We start from the raw sequence: 15,793 nt of genomic DNA, 5'->3' as shown, positions 1-15,793 counted from the left end.
TATGAGGTACAATATGAAAAACAGGATCAAGTTCTGTCTGATAGCTATATTAATGATGTCTTTACTCTTGACCGGGTGCCGTAAGAAGATGGAGACGCAGCCGGAGCAGCCGGAGCAGACAGCAGCTCAGCCTGTCAATGTGCAAGGGGAAGCGGGAAGTGCTGCTGCGGATGAATCAGATGGAATTCGGCTGGAGGATGATTATTATGATTATGTAAACCAGGAAATCTTAGACCAGGTGGAAATACCTAATGATTCCAGCGGCTGGAGTTATTTTTATAAGCTGGAAAAGGATTCCTATGAAGTACTTGAGGGAGTATTGGAAGAGGCAGTAAAAAACCGGAAACATGCGAAGCCAGGTTCCCTGGAGCAGAAAATCGCAGACTTATATTTATCAGCCATGGATATGGAAGGGCGGAAAAAAGCCGGTTTTGGACAGCTTCAGCCTTATCTGGATAAGTTAAGAAATGCCTCTGATATCGATGAATATTTGAAAGCGGTGGGCACCATCTATGGGGATCTGGGAGCCAACAGCATTCTTACGATGCAGTGGATGGAAGATATGAAGGATTCCAGCCGGTATGCCCTGTATGTGGATGGGGCGGATTTAGGGCCAGGAAAGGAAACACTGGAGGATAAGACCCAGGCAAAGCTGATGGACCAGTACCAGGGCTATATAAGAAGTACCCTGGAATACACGGGACTGAGCCGTGAGGAGGCAGAGAAAGCTGCTGCAGATATTATGGTACTTCAGAGAGATATGGCTGCAAGCGCCCTTCCCTTAAGCCAGCAAAACGACCCGGATATCATATACAACCCTTATTCCATGAAGGATATCAAGGGTTTGCTTCCGGAAGGCACTGCCGACTATTATCTTACGTCGGCAGGACTGACCGATGTTAATTCCTTAGTGGTAACTCAGAAGGCGCAGATGGAGAAAATAGGCAAGTATCTTACCAATGAGCATCTCCCTGTATTAAAGAACTATTCGATCTTCTGCCTGGTGAATGATTTTGCACCATACCTTACCGCTGAGATCAGAGATAATTATCAGGACTGGAATAACACCCAGAACGGCATTAAGGAAAGAAAAACCGATCAGAGGCTGGCCAGTGAAAGAACCCAGAACATGCTTGGGTTTGAATTCGGCAGACTATATGTGGAAAAGCGTTTTTCAAAAGAAGATAAGACGGCCATTGAAGAGATGGTTCACCATATCCTTGAGAATTACAAAAAGCAGATTATGGGCTTAGACTGGATGGGAGAAGAAACAAAGTCAGCCGCAATGAAAAAGCTGGACAACATGACCCTTAAGATCGGATATCCTGACAAGTGGCCTAATGATTATGCAAAAGCAACCATCACACCGGTTGAAAAAGGAGGGAACCTAATTAATAACGTCATTTCCCTTACAAAGGCCCAAAATGCTGTGAACAAGGAAAAGTACCGTAAAGCGGTGGATAAAACGGAATGGGGCATGACACCTCAGACGGTGAATGCCTATTATAACCCTACTGGTAATGAAATTGTGTTCCCGGCCGCTATTTTGCAGGCTCCTTTCTATGATCCTGACAAGGATTACGCATCAAATCTGGGAGGGATCGGAACAGTCATTGCCCATGAAGTCAGCCATGCCTTTGATTCCTCCGGCTCCCTTTATGACGAAAAGGGAAATTATCATGTATGGTGGACCAATGAGGACAGGGCTAAATTTAAACAGCTGGCGGACCAGGTGGTGGCCTACTATAGCGAACAGGATGGCTATAAAGGACGCCACGTAAACGGAGCGCAGACGTTAAATGAGAATATTGCGGATCTCGGTTCCATGGCCTGTATCACATCCATTGTTGGAGATGATGCAGAGAGTCTAAAGAAGGTTTTTGAGCAGTATGCGACCATATGGGCTGCGAAATACACGCCGGAAAACATGATCAGAAGATTAAACACGGATGTTCATTCTCCAGCCAAGGTGAGAGTTAATGCAGTGCTTAGCGCCACCGATGCTTTTTATAAGGCTTATCCGGAAATAAAGGAGGGAGATGCCATGTACGTGGCGCCCGAGAAACGAGTGAAGATCTGGTAAGAACAATCGAAGAGGACTGCGGCAAAATAGTATTGATATTTTGCCGCAGCCCTTTTTTTATTTCATACAAAAAGATTTTATAAAAATCTTGACAACTGCCTTAGGTTAGTGTATACTAACTATTGCGTAATGGGAATGATTCTCATTAATATTATTAAAAAATATTTCCTAGATGTATCTTTACATCCCGCAATGCGGGGCTGGCCCCTGACCAAATGGAAGGGCAATATAAAAAGAAAGAAGATGATGAATGATGCCTCTGACAATGGTGAAAACAGGCGAACCGAATGTAATCCGTAAGGTAGGCGGCAAGGAAGAAACAAGACGTTTTTTAGAGAATCTGGGCTTTGTATCCGGAGGAGTTGTGACGGTTGTTTCTGAAATTGGCGGAAATATGATTGTAAATGTAAAAGATTCCAGAGTGGCGATTGGAAAAGATATGGCAAACAAGATTCTGGTGGAATAGAGAGGGAGGCAGACAATGACATTAAAGGAAATTCCGTGCGGAAAAACAGTTAAGGTAACAAAGCTTACCGGGGAAGGCCCGGTTAAGAGACGGATCATGGACATGGGTATCACAAAAGGTGTGGACGTTTCTGTGCGTAAGGTCGCACCCCTTGGGGACCCGATTGAGGTAACCGTAAGAGGATATGAATTGTCTCTGCGGAAAGCGGATGCGGAAATGATTCTTGTGGAATAATTGATTTTTGCAAATGAGTTAGGTATGACTAATACCCGATAAATCAGGTGCTGACAGGCAGAAAGAGGTAGAGTATGTCAATTAAGATTGCATTAGCAGGTAATCCAAACTGCGGAAAGACAACGCTGTTTAATGCGCTTACGGGATCCAATCAGTTTGTGGGGAACTGGCCGGGCGTAACGGTAGAGAAGAAAGAAGGGAAGTTAAAAGGCCATAAAGATGTGATCATCATGGACCTTCCCGGCATTTATTCACTCTCTCCCTATACCCTGGAGGAAGTGGTGGCCAGAAATTATTTAATCACTGATCGGCCGGATGTGATTCTGAACATTGTAGATGGAACCAACATCGAGCGTAACTTATACTTGTCCACTCAGCTTATGGAACTGGGTATCCCGGTGATTATGGCAATCAACATGATGGATATTGTTGAGAAAAACGGAGACAAGATACATATCCAGAAGCTGAGCCAGAAGCTGGGCTGTGAAGTAGTAGAGATTTCCGCATTAAAGGGAACCGGCATCCAGGAGGCGGCTAAAAAGGCCGTAGCCCTGGCTAATCTGAAAAACAATACAATCCCTGTCCATAAATTTGCACCGGAAGTGGAATCTGTTCTGGACTCCATCGAGGATAAGCTGGGAAATGAGATCCCGGAAGAGCAGAAGCGCTTCTTTGCTATTAAGCTCTTAGAAAGGGACAATAAGATCCAGGCTCAGATGAAGCATGTACCGGATGTAACGGAAGAAATCGACCGGATCGAAAAGGAAATGGATGACGACACCGAAAGCATCATTACCAATGAACGTTACGTCTATATCTCATCTATCATTCATGAGTGTTTTACACGTAACAAGGTGGAAAAGCTGACCATATCGGATAAAATAGACCGGATTGTAACAAATCGTTTCCTGGCTCTGCCGATCTTTGCAGCAGCGATGTTCATTGTCTATTATGTTTCTGTTACAACGGTTGGAACCTGGGCGACTGACTGGACCAATGACAGCTTATTCGGAGAGGGCTTTACCTTCTTTGGCTTAGACGTTCCTGGTATACCGGTTGTTGTAGAAGGCATTTTAACGGCCGTAGGCTGTGCGGATTGGCTCCAGGGTCTGATTCTTGACGGAATCGTAGCCGGAGTTGGCGCTGTTCTTGGATTCGTACCTCAGATGCTTGTTCTTTTCATCTTCCTGGCATTTTTAGAGAGCTGCGGATATATGGCAAGAGTTGCATTTATTATGGATCGTATTTTCCGCAAATTTGGTCTTTCCGGAAAATCCTTTATTCCCATGTTGATAGGAAGCGGCTGCGGCGTTCCCGGTATCATGGCCTCCCGTACCATTGAAAATGACAGGGACCGTAAAATGACAATTATGACCACCACGTTTATCCCTTGCGGAGCCAAGCTTCCCATTATTGCCCTGATTGCAGGTGCTTTATTCGGCGGCGCGGCCTGGGTAGCCCCAAGCGCTTATTTTGTGGGTATTGCCGCTATCATTTGTTCCGGAATCATCTTAAAGAAGACTAAATTATTCTCAGGGGACCCGGCTCCTTTCGTTATGGAGCTTCCGGCGTACCATATGCCGACAGTTGAAAATGTTCTCCGCAGTATGTGGGAGCGCGGCTGGTCCTTTATAAAAAAAGCAGGAACCATCATTTTAGTTTCCACCATATTCGTATGGTTTACTTCCTTCTTTGGCTGGGTAGACGGAGAGTTCCGGATGCTGGATGCGGTAGAGCTTGATCACAGCATCCTGGCGGTAATCGGAAGCGCGATCAGCTGGATCTTTACACCTCTGGGCTGGGGGAACTGGAGATCAACAGTAGCTGCTATTACCGGACTGATTGCCAAGGAAAACGTAGTAGGAACCTTTGGTATTCTTTACGGTTTTGCGGAAGTGGCGGAAGACGGATCGGAAATCTGGGGCACTCTTGCAGGAAGCATGACAGCTGTTGCCGCTTACTCCTTCCTGGTATTCAACCTTCTCTGCGCTCCCTGTGTTGCGGCTATGGGCGCCATTAAGAGAGAGATGAATAATGCAAAATGGTTCTGGATTGCGATCGGATATCAGACCCTTCTGGCTTATGTAGTATCTCTCTGTGTTTATCAGATCGGCACTCTTATTTCTACAGGTGCTTTTGGGATCTTTACAGTCGTTGCCTTTGCGCTGATTGCAGGATTCATCTACCTGCTCATAAGACCGTCAAAGGAAGAAAAAGTAACAAAAATTCATTTAAACAGCGTGGCAGGAGCTAAGTAGGCTTGCCCCATGAGAGCCTGCACCTTATCTGCAGGCTCAAAATATAAGGAGGTACTTTATGGGAACACTTGTTGTTTTTATCGTTGTTGCCGGGTTGGTGTCATTGGCAGTAAGAAGCATGATCAATGACAAAAAGAGCGGAAAATCCATTCAGTGCGGCGGAGATTGTAAACATTGCGGAGGCCATTGCCATTAATTGAGGCGGCAGCTGGAAGAAATAAGCGGAGGCGCGCAAATGGAGAAACGAACGAATATTATTGAGAAAAGAAAAACGCCTGATTCCAGAAGCTATCACAGGACTAAGATGCAGAAAGAACTGATCATTGAAAAGCTGAAGGAAAAGGGCTGCAGAATCACGAAGCAGCGCAGTACGCTGTTAGATATCATATTGGAGCATGAATGCTCCAGCTGCAAGGAGATTTATTATAAGGCATCAGGCGTTGACGAGACCATCGGCGCTGCGACCGTTTACCGGATGGTCAATATCCTGGAGGAGATCGGAGCCATTAGCCGAAAGAACATGTATAAAGTCGTTTATTCGGAGACTTGCCCTATGGAGGAGGCATGTACTGTGGTCTTAGATGATGAGACCACCTATCAGCTTTCTGCAAAGAACTGGAACTCAGTGGTTCAGGCCGGACTTGCCGCCTGCGGATACCTAGATGGGCAGAAGATATCCTCCATTATCGTAAAACCCTGTGAATGCGAAAACGCTGACTGTGTCTGATATGCATGAAACCATTGGAGCCGGCTTACCGGCTCCGTCAGAAGGTTGCTTGACTTTCTGACCATACCGTTGTATACTTGCAATGAAAATTGAAAAGGGGTGCTGGAGAAAGTCCGGCTGAGATAAGGCAGTATTGCTTTAAACCCTGTAACCTGATCTGGATAATGCCAGCGTAGGAAGCTTTCAGGCTAAGCCTGTTCACCCGCCCGGATATCCGGGCGGGTTTTTGATTTCTATTAATGATAAAAGGAGAGAAAAGATATGAATGCAAGCGTAGCGATCCAAACATTGCCGGAGGCAAAGAATGATGAGGAATTGATCCGTATCGTTGACCAGGTGATTGATTATATTAAGAGTACCGGTCTGAACTATTATGTAGGGCCTTTTGAAACCGCCATTGAAGGGGATTATGATGAACTCATGGACATTGTTAAGGAATGTCAGCACATTGCCATAAGGGCAGGTGCTCCTTCTGTAGCCGCTTATATCAAAGTCACCTACCGGCCGGAAGGGGAGGTACTTACCATTGAAAAGAAAGTCACAAAGCATCACAAGTAAGCTTTGGTCCTGCTCTGCGGTTTTTGGACTTTTGGTCTTGTGGCAGGGGATCAGTTCTTTCGGTCTTGTGGACCGCTTTCTGCTCCCCTCACCCATCAGTGTGGGAAGGGCATTTGTAACGGAATTCCCAGTACTGGCAGTCAATGCGGGAGTCACTCTCGCCGAGGCGTTTACCGGGCTTTTCCTGGGGGTGGCAACTGGTTTTGTGATCGCTGTGATCATGGATCATTTTGAAGGCCTTTACCGAGCTTTTTATCCCCTTGTGGTTCTGACACAAACCGTTCCCACAGTAGCCATTGCCCCTCTTTTGGTATTGTGGTTTGGCTACGGAATGGCTCCTAAGGTAATCCTCATCGTATTGACTACCTTTTTTCCCATTACCGTGGGCATGCTTACCGGTTTTAAGTCAGTGAATCCGGATGCCGTGAACCTTTTAAAATCCATGGGAGCAGGAAGAGTAAAAATATTTCGCTATATTAAGCTTCCCGGAGCTATGGGGCAGTTTTTTGCAAGCCTTCGGATCTCAGTTTCCTATGCCGTGGTCGGGGCAGTCATCTCCGAATGGCTGGGAGGCTTTGGCGGGCTGGGAGTCTACATGACCCGGGTGAAAAAATCGTTCTCCTTTGATAAGATGTTTGCGGTCATTTTTCTCATATCGGCCATCAGTCTTCTTCTTATGAAAGGCGTGGACATGCTTTCTAAGAAATGCATGCCATGGGATAAACAGTGATAGGATAGAATTGGAGGATAAAATGAAGAAAACAGGTTTGGCAATTCTTATGGCGGCAGCCGCTGCCGTATTTCTCACTGCCTGCGGGGGAACCGGGAAACAGGCAGCAAATACAAATGCATCGGATTTAAAAAAAGTAACATTTGTTTTAGACTGGACGCCCAATACCAATCATACCGGACTTTATGTGGCAGAGGAAAAGGGATATTTTAAGGATGAAGGGCTTGAGGTAGAAATCGTTCAGCCACCTGAGGATGGGGCGGCAGTTCTGGTAGCCTCTGGAAAAGCCCAGTTTGGAATGTCCTTTCAGGACTCCATGGCTCCGGCTCTGGCAGGGGAAAATGCCCTTCCGATTACAGCAGTAGCAGCGGTTATTCAGCATAACACCTCCGGTATTATTTCCAGAAAGGGCGAAGGACTTGCTTCTCCAAAAGGAATGGAAGGAAAGAAATATGCCACCTGGGATATTCCGGTGGAAAAGGCCATGGTCAAAGATGTGGTGGAGTCCGATGGAGGGGAATTTTCCAAGGTGCAGCTGATTCCAAGCACTGTTACGGATGAGGTTTCCGCATTAAAGTCAAAATCAGTGGATGCCATCTGGATCTTCTATGCATGGGCAGGTATTAAGATGGAAGTAGAAGGCCTTGATACGGATTACTTTGCATTTGCAGATTTAAATCCGGCGTTTGATTATTACACACCGGTTATTATTGCGGGAAATGAATTCCTAAAGCAGGACCCTGAGACAGCCAAAGCATTTTTAAGGGCTGTGAGCAAAGGGTATGAGGATGCAGAAAAGGACCCGGAAGGGGCAGCCCGTATATTACTTAAGGCAGCGCCGGAGCTTGATGAAAAGCTGGTAATGGAAAGCCAGAAATATCTTGCGGATAAATATCAGGCGGATGTGGAAACGTGGGGATATATCGATCCGCAACGGTGGAATAAATTTTATGGCTGGCTGAATGAAAATGGCCTTTCTAGTCCTGAGATCCCGGAAAATGCCGGATTTTCAAACGATTATTTGCCTCAGTAAGTGGGAGGATTTGACTTTTGCAGCATTTGCCATGTAGGTAATCCTGCAAACATAGAGGAGGAAACCATGACACATTTAAAGGTGGAAGGTATTACAAAATCCTTTGATGAAAAGGCGGTCTTAAAAGGCGTATCCTTAGAGCTTAAGGAAGGGGAGCTGGTATCTCTTCTTGGCGTCAGCGGTGGAGGTAAGACAACCCTGTTTCATATCATTGCAGGCCTTTCTCTGCCGGATGAGGGACATGTTTATCTGAATGGGGAAGAAATTACCGGAAAACCGGGGTCAGTCAGCTATATGCTGCAAAAGGACCTTTTGCTGCCATACCGTACCATCGTGGATAATGTGGCCCTCCCCCTTCTTATTAAGGGCATGAAGAAAACAGAGGCAAGGAAAATGGCGGGAGAGTATTTTAAGCTGTTTGGTTTGGAAGGGACGGAGAAGCAGTACCCTTCCCAGCTATCCGGCGGTATGAGGCAGAGGGCAGCTCTTTTAAGGACGTATCTGTTCTCCAATCGCATCGCTCTTCTTGATGAGCCCTTTTCCGCTCTTGACATGATGACCAAGCGGGGGGTACATGAATGGTATTTAAAGGTGATGGATGACATTCATCTTTCCACTCTTTTTATCACCCATGATATTGACGAGGCCATTCTTTTGTCAGACCGAATCTGTTTGCTGACCGGATCTCCCGGCAGGATTACAAAAGAAATCGTCATAAAGGAACCAAAGCCACGGGATAAGGATTTTAACATCTCGAAGGAATTTATGGAATATAAGAGGGAGATTCTAAGGCATTTGGAAGGGATATGATTGTATGCGGGCTTTTTAAAAGCCCGTTTTTTTTTCACTATATTTAAAAAGACTATGTGAAGAAAATATCAAAAACATTATTGTAAGTATCAGGTTTATTTTGTATAATAAAGAGAGAAACCACTATGATCAACTGCGGAGATTGTTAAATATGATAAATTTGAAAAATTTCAACGTTAAAAAAATGACGATCGGAGAAATGGCTAAAATCAATCACATAACAGAGCAGACCTTAAGACTATACGATCGGGAAGAACTGTTTTCTCCCGTATACCGGGATGAAAACACCGGATACCGCTACTATGACATTCGCCAAAGTGCCCAGCTTGACATGATCCGGTACATGAAAGCCTTGGGGATGCCTTTAAAGGAGATCCGGATTCACATGAAAAAGTGGGATATGGGACGGGTAAAACAGCTTCTCAGGGAGAACCGGGATGCAATTGACCAGAAGATTGTGGAACTTAATCTTCAAAAGCGTGCCATAGAACGGACTCTTGACAGTTATGACCGCTATGAAGCGGCTCCTCCCGATGGAGCCATTGTTATGGAGTACATACCAAAACGGCGGATGTATGTTAAAGAGACGAAAACGAACTTTTATGACTATGAAATCGATGAATACGAACGTCTCCTGCGCAGCTTAAAGGAGGATATGGGAGCCCGTAAGATATCTCCGTTTTACTTTGCCAATGCAGGGACCATATTGAAGCGGGAGAATTTCATGAAGCGAAACCTGTATTCCACCCAGGTGTTTGTGTTCGTGGACCAGGAATACGTTGAGGAAGAGCTGATTACCGTCATACCGGCCAATTCCTATCTTTGCATATATTGTGACCGCTTTTCCAAAGAAAAAGAGTACATTGACCGTCTGCTGGCGACCATAGAAGAGAATCACTACACGGTAATCGGAGATTATATTTGTGAAGTCATTGTTGAGATGCCTCTTGACTATAAAGAAAGAGGCATGTTCCTGCGCCTTCAGGTACCGGTACGCATGTCCTGATAATTCGTGATTTTGCTCCATTGACCTGATACCATCTATAACCTTTATAATGAAAGCATCAGGAGCTGTGCTCCAAAACAATTTCTTATAAAGAAAGGATGACGATGATGATGAATTATGAAAAGGTTCGTGTAGTACAGTATGGATGCGGAAAAATGGCAAAATATATCCTAAGATATCTCTATGAAAAGGGTGCGGAAATCGTAGGCGCCATTGATGTAAACCCTGATGTGGTAGGCATGGATGTAGGCGAGTTTGCCGGTCTTGGATTTAATATCGGTGTTCCCATCCGAAGCGATGCAGATGCGGTTCTGGATGAGTGTGATGCAGATATCGCAGTCGTTACCCTGTTCAGCTTTATGGAAGATGTATATCCTCATTTCGAGAAATGTGTTTCCAGAGGAATCAACGTGGTGACAACCTGTGAGGAAGCCATTTATCCATGGACCACTGCCTCCGCCATTACCAACCGCCTGGACCGTCTGGCAAAAGAAAATGGCTGTACCATCGTTGGAGCCGGAATGCAGGATATTTACTGGATCAACATGATTGGCTGTGTGGCAGGTGGTGTTCATCGGATCGACCGCATTGAAGGAGCAGTCAGCTATAACGTGGAAGACTATGGACTGGCTCTTGCCGAAGCTCACGGCGCAGGCCTTACCCCTGAGGAATTCGAAGAAAAGATTGCCCATCCGACCACTTTGGAGCCTTCTTATGTATGGAACTCCAACGAGGCGCTGTGCAATAAGATGGGCTGGACCATCAAATCCCAGACGCAGAAGTGTGTTCCTTATTTTTATGATAAAGACTTATATTCCGAAACTCTTGGAGCTACGATTCCCAAGGGTAACTGCATCGGCATGAGCGCAGTTGTAACTACGGAAACCTTCCAGGGACCGGTCATTGAAACCCAGTGCATCGGCAAGGTTTACGGCCCGGATGACGGAGATATGTGTGACTGGAAAATCATTGGTGAGCCGGACACTACCTTCTTCGTTAAGAAGCCTGCTACGGTAGAGCATACCTGTGCAAACATTGTAAACCGCATTCCAACCATACTAAATGCTCCGGCAGGATTTGTAACGGTTGAAAAGCTTGACGATGTTCAGTACATGTCTTATCCAATGCATTTATATCTGGAAAGCTAAGAATTAAGATTATAAAAATCCGCAGAGAAATCAGACTCTGCGGTTTTTTTGCATGTTAAAAAGTGACTGCTCCGGCAGAACGGTCATGGCAGTCCGACCGGGGAAAGTTAACCCTTTTCTCATTAGTTGGAACATGGTATTATGAGGATAAGACTGCTGTTATTTAAAGCAGCCAGAAGTTCGTTAGATTTCTCTACGATACAAGGAAGGAAAAATAACAGGAGGTAAGAATATGGAGCAATTTGAGTACAAGACATTGTTTACTGATGCAAAGGGAATGCTTGGGGGGAAAGTGGACCAGAACGCATTTCAAAGAGAGTTAAATGAGTTAGGCCAGCAGGGCTGGGAGCTGGTAAATACGGTTCCTGCCGCTCAAAGTTATGGGAGCACACGGTGGATTATTTCAATATTCAAACGGAAAGTCGTAGCGTGACGAATGATGAGTGATATATAATGGGTAAATGTGGAAATATAAGGTTTTACGCATGAAAAGGGGGAAATAACCCAATAACCATTAGGATTCAACCGTGAACCTTAATAGACAATCGAAAAAGCATGATAAAAATGATATAGATCAGCAAGCACGGATTTGCTTTCTTTCCTTATTAAGCTTTGACAATACCAGAAGTGATGCTATAATCAGGAGGCATATATTGAGACAGGATAACAAAGGAGAAGAAAAATGAAAGTTCTTGAAAAGCATCCCATGGTCATGATTGTAATCGGTGTCATAGGAATTTCCCTTTCTGCAATTTTTGTCAAATATTCCGGTGCACCCTCCGTGGTGACGGCTGCGTACCGGCTCTTGTGGACGGTGGGGCTAATGACACCGGTTGTATTTGGGAAAGCCCAGGTCCGGGCGGAGTTAAAACAGACGAACGGGAAGACCATTGTGTTATGTGCAGTGAGCGGAATATTTCTGGCTCTTCATTTTACGTCATGGTTTGAATCTTTAAAGCAGACTTCTGTGGCAAGCTCGACGGCAATTGTCTGCACGGAGGTCATCTGGGTGGCTTTGGGATTTGTCGTGTTCTTAAAAGGAAAGATTGGAAAAGCAGCCCTTTTAAGCATTGCTATAACTGTATTCGGCAGCCTGCTTATTGCCTTCTCTGATTATTCGGCAGGAGGAGACCATTTGTCCGGTGACGGGCTGGCTCTGGCAGCGGCAATATTTTCCGCTGTTTATACCCTGATCGGCCGGGAAGTAAGAAAAGGAATGTCGACAATATCTTACACCTACATCGTATATTTCTTCTGTGCATTGGTGCTATGCATATTTACGGCAGCGGCCGGAATTCCTTTCCATGGTTATGGGATGAGTTCTGTGGTGGTGGGACTTCTTCTGGCTGTATTCTCCACCCTTTTAGGACACAGTATCTTCAGCTGGTGCTTAAAATTCCTGTCTCCCTCATTTGTATCGGCATCCAAGCTCTGTGAGCCGGTGGTTGCGGCTCTATTTGCTGTTTTCCTTTTTGCTGAGCTTCCAGCACTTTTACAGATTGCCGGAGGCCTGATTACCATTGGCGGTGTGCTTCTGTATTCCAGAGTGGAGAAAAATGGGGAATGATTTTTCTTGAGATTCCGTATAAATAGTGTTACTCTAGAAGTTGTGGAATAATATTCCAAATATCAAGTAAAGGATTTATGGTAAATGAGCAGAAAAAGAAGTCATGCAGGTACGATGAGTAAGAGCATCCTTCTGGCAGTCCTATTTATGCTGGCAGGTACGACGATTGCACTGGCAGATGACGCTTCTAAATTTGTCCCGGGAACCAAAATAAACGGTGTTCTTGTAGGAGGAATGACAGTTGAAGAAGCGAAGATACAAATAGAAGGCTTTTATAGCAGGGAATATCAGCTCTCCATTAAGGAGAAGGGAGACGCTGAAGAAGTCATAAATGGTCCTGAGATCGGCTATCAGGTGGTTTTTTCGGAAGGGCTTAAGACGGTTTTAGATGAGCAGAATGCTTCGGGGAGAGTGGCAGGTCCTGCAGCTGATAATAACTATAGCCAAAAGGGAGTAGTCAGTTATGATGAAGGAAAGTTAAAGGAAAGACTGAATTCACTCTCCTGCATGAGCGGCGAGGGTATTACGGCTACGACGAATGCCCGGATTACTGACTGGCAGCAGGGAATTCCCTTTACGATACTTCCGGAAGTACAGGGGAACAGCGTAAACCTTGAAAAACTGGAAGCGTTGGTAAAGGCTGCGCTAAATGAGGTGTCACCCCAGATAAATATTGAAGAATCAGGCTGTTATGATACCATTACAGTCACCTCAGAAGATGCCGGATTGATTGCCAAACGGGATTCCTTTAACGGGATAAGGGCAATGGAGATCACTTATGTCCTTGGAGACGGCCAGTCAGAGGTCTTAAAGGGAGAGGAAATCTATTCCTGGGTATCAGGAATGACGGAAGGCGTTATAAATGTAAAGGGAGATAAGGTTACGGCTTATGTTAAAGGTCTGGCGGACAAGTATGATATACAAGGAAAGGAACGGGCATTTCGCGTTACAAATGGAAAACCCAGCCTTCTTCCTGGTTCCTATGGCCGTAAGATGGATCAGGCGGAAGAAACGGCTGCCCTTAATGCCATCATTCAATCGGGACACAGTCAGAAAAGGGAACCAAAGTATATTCAGACAGTGGCTGACAAAACCAGTGCCTGGGGCGGGACTTATGTGGAAGCAGATATGGCGGCCCAGCATGTTTACATGTATAAGGCAGGCGCTCTGGTATGGGATTCTCCCTGTGTGACAGGAAATGTTTCCAAAAATTACACAACTCCCGAGGGTATTTTCACCCTGTACAATAAGGAAACAGACCGGATTCTGCGTGGAGCCAAAAAGGCAGACGGCACCTATGAATATGAAAGTCATGTGGATTACTGGATGCCGTTTAACGGAGGGATCGGTTTCCATGACGCCAACTGGCGGTCCCGGTTTGGCGGGGCCATTTACCAAACAACGGGAAGCCATGGCTGTGTGAATCTTCCGCCGGAGAAGGCAAAGGTATTATATGGACTTGTTTATTCCGGAATTCCGGTAATTTGCCACTATTAAGTTAAATGTCCTGGTCTTGGACAAGAAAAAAAGAGAAAGCCGATTCGGGTTTTATATCCGAACCGGCTTTTAATTGTGCCGTTTTTTATTTGAAAAATGCAGTCATCATTTGTAATAAAAAGAGTGAAAATTATAACTGTAACAGTAATAAATGTTGAAATATGGGATCGTATCCGTATGCATGTGAAACTATTTACACGTTAAATGAAATGAAGTATCATAAGGCCATCAAGGATAAGTAAAAAGAGGTAAAGGAGAAAAACAATGAGAACATTTAACGTATGCATCGTTGGAGGGGGAAGTACTTTTACACTAGGTTTCTTAAAGTCATTTGTCAGACTTAAAGAGGAATTCCCTTTAAAGAAGCTGGTGCTGTTTGACATCGATAACGACCGCCAGGAACCGATAGGAAAGTATGGTGAGATTCTGTTTAAGGAAAGATTTCCGGAGCTGGATTTCTCTTACACAACTGATGTTAAGGAAGCTTATGAGGGAATGGATTTCATATTTATGCAGATGCGCTCCGGTGGACTTCCGATGCGTGCAAAGGATGAGCACATTCCGCTGAGCATGGGAATCATCGGACAGGAAACCTGCGGGGCGGGAGGGATGGCCTATGGTCTCAGGTCCTGCGTGGATATGATCAAGGCCGTACACGATATCCGTACCTATGCACCGGATGCATGGATATTAAACTACTCCAATCCCGCAGCTATTGTTGCAGAAGCACTCCGCAGAGAGTTTCCGGATGACAAGAGAATCTTAAACATCTGTGATCAGCCGGAGAATGTGGTACGCTCCTGCAGCAGACTTTTAAAATGCAGTTGGGAAGATTTAGACCCGGTTTATTTTGGCCTGAACCATTATGGCTGGTTTACCCATATGTATGACGTTCATACGGGAGAAGACCTGCTTCCCAAAATCAGGGAAATGGTTGCTCAGAACGGCTTCCTTCCCCAGGATGCAGAACAGAGAGATAAGTCCTGGCTGGATACCTACGGAATGGTAAAGACAATCATGGAAGATTTCCCGGAGTTTTTGCCAAACACTTATGATCAGTATTACTTATATCCGGAATATAAGGCTAGTCATCTGGATGCTGATTTTACACGTGCGGATGAGGTTATGGCGGGGAGAGAAAAACGGGTATTCAGCGAGTGTGCCCAGGTGATCAAAGAAGGAAAGCTGGGAGATAAGTTTGATGAGATTTCCGATGCCCATGCCGAAATGATGATTAAGGTTGCGGAATCCATCGCTTTTAATAAAAATGACAGGCATATCCTGATTGTTGAGAACAACGGTGCCATAGCCAATATGCAGGACGATGCCATGGTAGAGGTTGTATGCGAACTTGGAGCAAATGGCCCCCGCCCCATGAGAGTGGGAAATATTCCTCAGTTCTATCTGGGACTTTTGGTTAACCAGGTATCCTGTGAAAAGCTGATTGTAGATGCTTATTTTGAGAATTCTTATCAGAAGGCTCTGGAGGCATTTACTCTTAACAGGCTGATCGGCGATGCAAAGAAAGCAAGAAAGGTGCTGGATGCTTTGATTGAAGCCAATAAAGGAATGTGGCCGGAGTTAAATTAAGGGGAAGCAAAAACTTGGCGGGAGTGAAATGAAATGTACTCCTATGGAGAATCATAAGAAAACAGGATGTAACGTTGCAGGGTAGT

16 protein-coding genes and 1 riboswitch are annotated in these 15,793 nt (G+C 45.2%); all 16 genes read left to right on the top strand.

Annotated elements, in window-relative coordinates:
• Positions 1 to 13 precede the first annotated feature (13 nt).
• The 16 genes from ACHZES_RS09805 (at position 14) to ACHZES_RS09730 (ending at position 15,707) form a co-directional block, all read left to right on the top strand.
• Entirely contained in the window at positions 14 to 2,083 is a 2,070-nt protein-coding gene (locus tag ACHZES_RS09805) for a M13 family metallopeptidase (RefSeq protein ID WP_395548106.1), read from the top strand.
• A 250-nt stretch (positions 2,084 to 2,333) separates the two neighbouring features.
• Entirely contained in the window at positions 2,334 to 2,549 is a 216-nt protein-coding gene (locus tag ACHZES_RS09800; protein WP_054740529.1) for a FeoA family protein, read from the top strand.
• A gap of 15 nt (positions 2,550 to 2,564) precedes the next feature.
• Entirely contained in the window at positions 2,565 to 2,783 is a 219-nt protein-coding gene (locus ACHZES_RS09795; protein ID WP_395548107.1) for a ferrous iron transport protein A, read from the top strand.
• 74 nt (positions 2,784 to 2,857) lie between these two features.
• Positions 2,858 to 5,041: a ferrous iron transport protein B gene (gene feoB, locus ACHZES_RS09790; protein ID WP_395548108.1), complete on the top strand. Its 2,184-nt coding sequence runs from the start codon at positions 2,858 to 2,860 to the stop codon at positions 5,039 to 5,041.
• A gap of 58 nt (positions 5,042 to 5,099) precedes the next feature.
• The gene (locus tag ACHZES_RS09785) at positions 5,100 to 5,237 is read left to right on the top strand and encodes a FeoB-associated Cys-rich membrane protein (RefSeq protein ID WP_038283714.1); all 138 of its coding nucleotides are present in this window, start codon (positions 5,100 to 5,102) and stop codon (positions 5,235 to 5,237) included.
• Between the two features lie 39 nt (positions 5,238 to 5,276).
• Positions 5,277 to 5,768, top strand: a complete 492-nt coding sequence (locus ACHZES_RS09780; protein WP_395548110.1) for a transcriptional repressor — start codon at positions 5,277 to 5,279, stop codon at positions 5,766 to 5,768.
• Between the two features lie 85 nt (positions 5,769 to 5,853).
• A riboswitch (TPP riboswitch) is annotated at positions 5,854 to 5,966 on the top strand.
• 63 nt (positions 5,967 to 6,029) lie between these two features.
• On the top strand, positions 6,030 to 6,326 hold the full coding sequence (locus ACHZES_RS09775) for a thiamine-binding protein (RefSeq protein ID WP_025231669.1): 297 nt from the start codon (positions 6,030 to 6,032) through the stop codon (positions 6,324 to 6,326).
• The gene (locus ACHZES_RS09770; protein ID WP_089993945.1) at positions 6,295 to 7,056 is read left to right on the top strand and encodes an ABC transporter permease; all 762 of its coding nucleotides are present in this window, start codon (positions 6,295 to 6,297) and stop codon (positions 7,054 to 7,056) included. The genes ACHZES_RS09775 and ACHZES_RS09770 overlap by 32 nt, the downstream gene beginning before the upstream one ends.
• A gap of 22 nt (positions 7,057 to 7,078) precedes the next feature.
• Complete coding sequence (locus ACHZES_RS09765; RefSeq protein ID WP_395548111.1) at positions 7,079 to 8,089, top strand: ABC transporter substrate-binding protein; 1,011 nt, start codon at positions 7,079 to 7,081, stop codon at positions 8,087 to 8,089.
• Positions 8,090 to 8,155: 66 nt separating this feature from the next.
• The gene (locus ACHZES_RS09760; RefSeq protein WP_395548112.1) at positions 8,156 to 8,899 is read left to right on the top strand and encodes an ABC transporter ATP-binding protein; all 744 of its coding nucleotides are present in this window, start codon (positions 8,156 to 8,158) and stop codon (positions 8,897 to 8,899) included.
• 151 nt (positions 8,900 to 9,050) lie between these two features.
• Positions 9,051 to 9,905 carry a MerR family transcriptional regulator gene (locus ACHZES_RS09755; protein ID WP_089993937.1) on the top strand — a complete coding sequence of 285 codons (855 nt, stop codon included), beginning with the start codon at positions 9,051 to 9,053 and terminating at the stop codon, positions 9,903 to 9,905.
• A 107-nt stretch (positions 9,906 to 10,012) separates the two neighbouring features.
• Positions 10,013 to 11,053: a dihydrodipicolinate reductase gene (locus tag ACHZES_RS09750; protein ID WP_154522290.1), complete on the top strand. Its 1,041-nt coding sequence runs from the start codon at positions 10,013 to 10,015 to the stop codon at positions 11,051 to 11,053.
• Between the two features lie 232 nt (positions 11,054 to 11,285).
• Complete coding sequence (locus ACHZES_RS09745; protein ID WP_154522287.1) at positions 11,286 to 11,486, top strand: DUF4177 domain-containing protein; 201 nt, start codon at positions 11,286 to 11,288, stop codon at positions 11,484 to 11,486.
• A gap of 249 nt (positions 11,487 to 11,735) precedes the next feature.
• A complete protein-coding gene (locus ACHZES_RS09740; RefSeq protein WP_038283705.1) occupies positions 11,736 to 12,620 on the top strand; it encodes a DMT family transporter in 885 nt (294 codons plus the stop codon).
• An 84-nt stretch (positions 12,621 to 12,704) separates the two neighbouring features.
• Positions 12,705 to 14,117, top strand: coding sequence for a L,D-transpeptidase family protein (locus tag ACHZES_RS09735; protein ID WP_395548113.1), 1,413 nt, complete (start codon positions 12,705 to 12,707; stop codon positions 14,115 to 14,117).
• Between the two features lie 264 nt (positions 14,118 to 14,381).
• Positions 14,382 to 15,707, top strand: a complete 1,326-nt coding sequence (locus tag ACHZES_RS09730) for a 6-phospho-alpha-glucosidase (protein WP_154522278.1) — start codon at positions 14,382 to 14,384, stop codon at positions 15,705 to 15,707.
• The last annotated feature ends 86 nt before the right edge of the window (positions 15,708 to 15,793 follow it).

This window comes from Lacrimispora sanguinis (genome assembly GCF_044987295.1).
In the GTDB taxonomy this organism is placed as follows: Bacteria; Bacillota; Clostridia; order Lachnospirales; family Lachnospiraceae; genus Lacrimispora; species Lacrimispora celerecrescens_B.
This window is presented reverse-complemented; position numbering and strand designations above follow the sequence as displayed.

Bases quoted from the DNA above. Each gene is read 5' to 3' on its own strand.
- ACHZES_RS09780 (WP_395548110.1), top strand. From the start codon at position 5,277: ATGGAGAAACGAACGAATATTATTGAGAAAAGAAAAACGCCTGATTCC.
- ACHZES_RS09745 (WP_154522287.1), top strand. From the start codon at position 11,286: ATGGAGCAATTTGAGTACAAGACATTGTTTACTGATGCAAAGGGAATG.
- feoB (WP_395548108.1), top strand. From the start codon at position 2,858: ATGTCAATTAAGATTGCATTAGCAGGTAATCCAAACTGCGGAAAGACA.
- ACHZES_RS09800 (WP_054740529.1), top strand. From the start codon at position 2,334: ATGATGCCTCTGACAATGGTGAAAACAGGCGAACCGAATGTAATCCGT.
- ACHZES_RS09730 (WP_154522278.1), top strand. From the start codon at position 14,382: ATGAGAACATTTAACGTATGCATCGTTGGAGGGGGAAGTACTTTTACA.
- ACHZES_RS09765 (WP_395548111.1), top strand. From the start codon at position 7,079: ATGAAGAAAACAGGTTTGGCAATTCTTATGGCGGCAGCCGCTGCCGTA.
- ACHZES_RS09755 (WP_089993937.1), top strand. From the start codon at position 9,051: ATGATAAATTTGAAAAATTTCAACGTTAAAAAAATGACGATCGGAGAA.
- ACHZES_RS09735 (WP_395548113.1), top strand. From the start codon at position 12,705: ATGAGCAGAAAAAGAAGTCATGCAGGTACGATGAGTAAGAGCATCCTT.
- ACHZES_RS09775 (WP_025231669.1), top strand. From the start codon at position 6,030: ATGAATGCAAGCGTAGCGATCCAAACATTGCCGGAGGCAAAGAATGAT.
- ACHZES_RS09760 (WP_395548112.1), top strand. From the start codon at position 8,156: ATGACACATTTAAAGGTGGAAGGTATTACAAAATCCTTTGATGAAAAG.
- ACHZES_RS09805 (WP_395548106.1), top strand. From the start codon at position 14: ATGAAAAACAGGATCAAGTTCTGTCTGATAGCTATATTAATGATGTCT.
- ACHZES_RS09740 (WP_038283705.1), top strand. From the start codon at position 11,736: ATGAAAGTTCTTGAAAAGCATCCCATGGTCATGATTGTAATCGGTGTC.
- ACHZES_RS09785 (WP_038283714.1), top strand. From the start codon at position 5,100: ATGGGAACACTTGTTGTTTTTATCGTTGTTGCCGGGTTGGTGTCATTG.
- ACHZES_RS09795 (WP_395548107.1), top strand. From the start codon at position 2,565: ATGACATTAAAGGAAATTCCGTGCGGAAAAACAGTTAAGGTAACAAAG.
- ACHZES_RS09750 (WP_154522290.1), top strand. From the start codon at position 10,013: ATGATGAATTATGAAAAGGTTCGTGTAGTACAGTATGGATGCGGAAAA.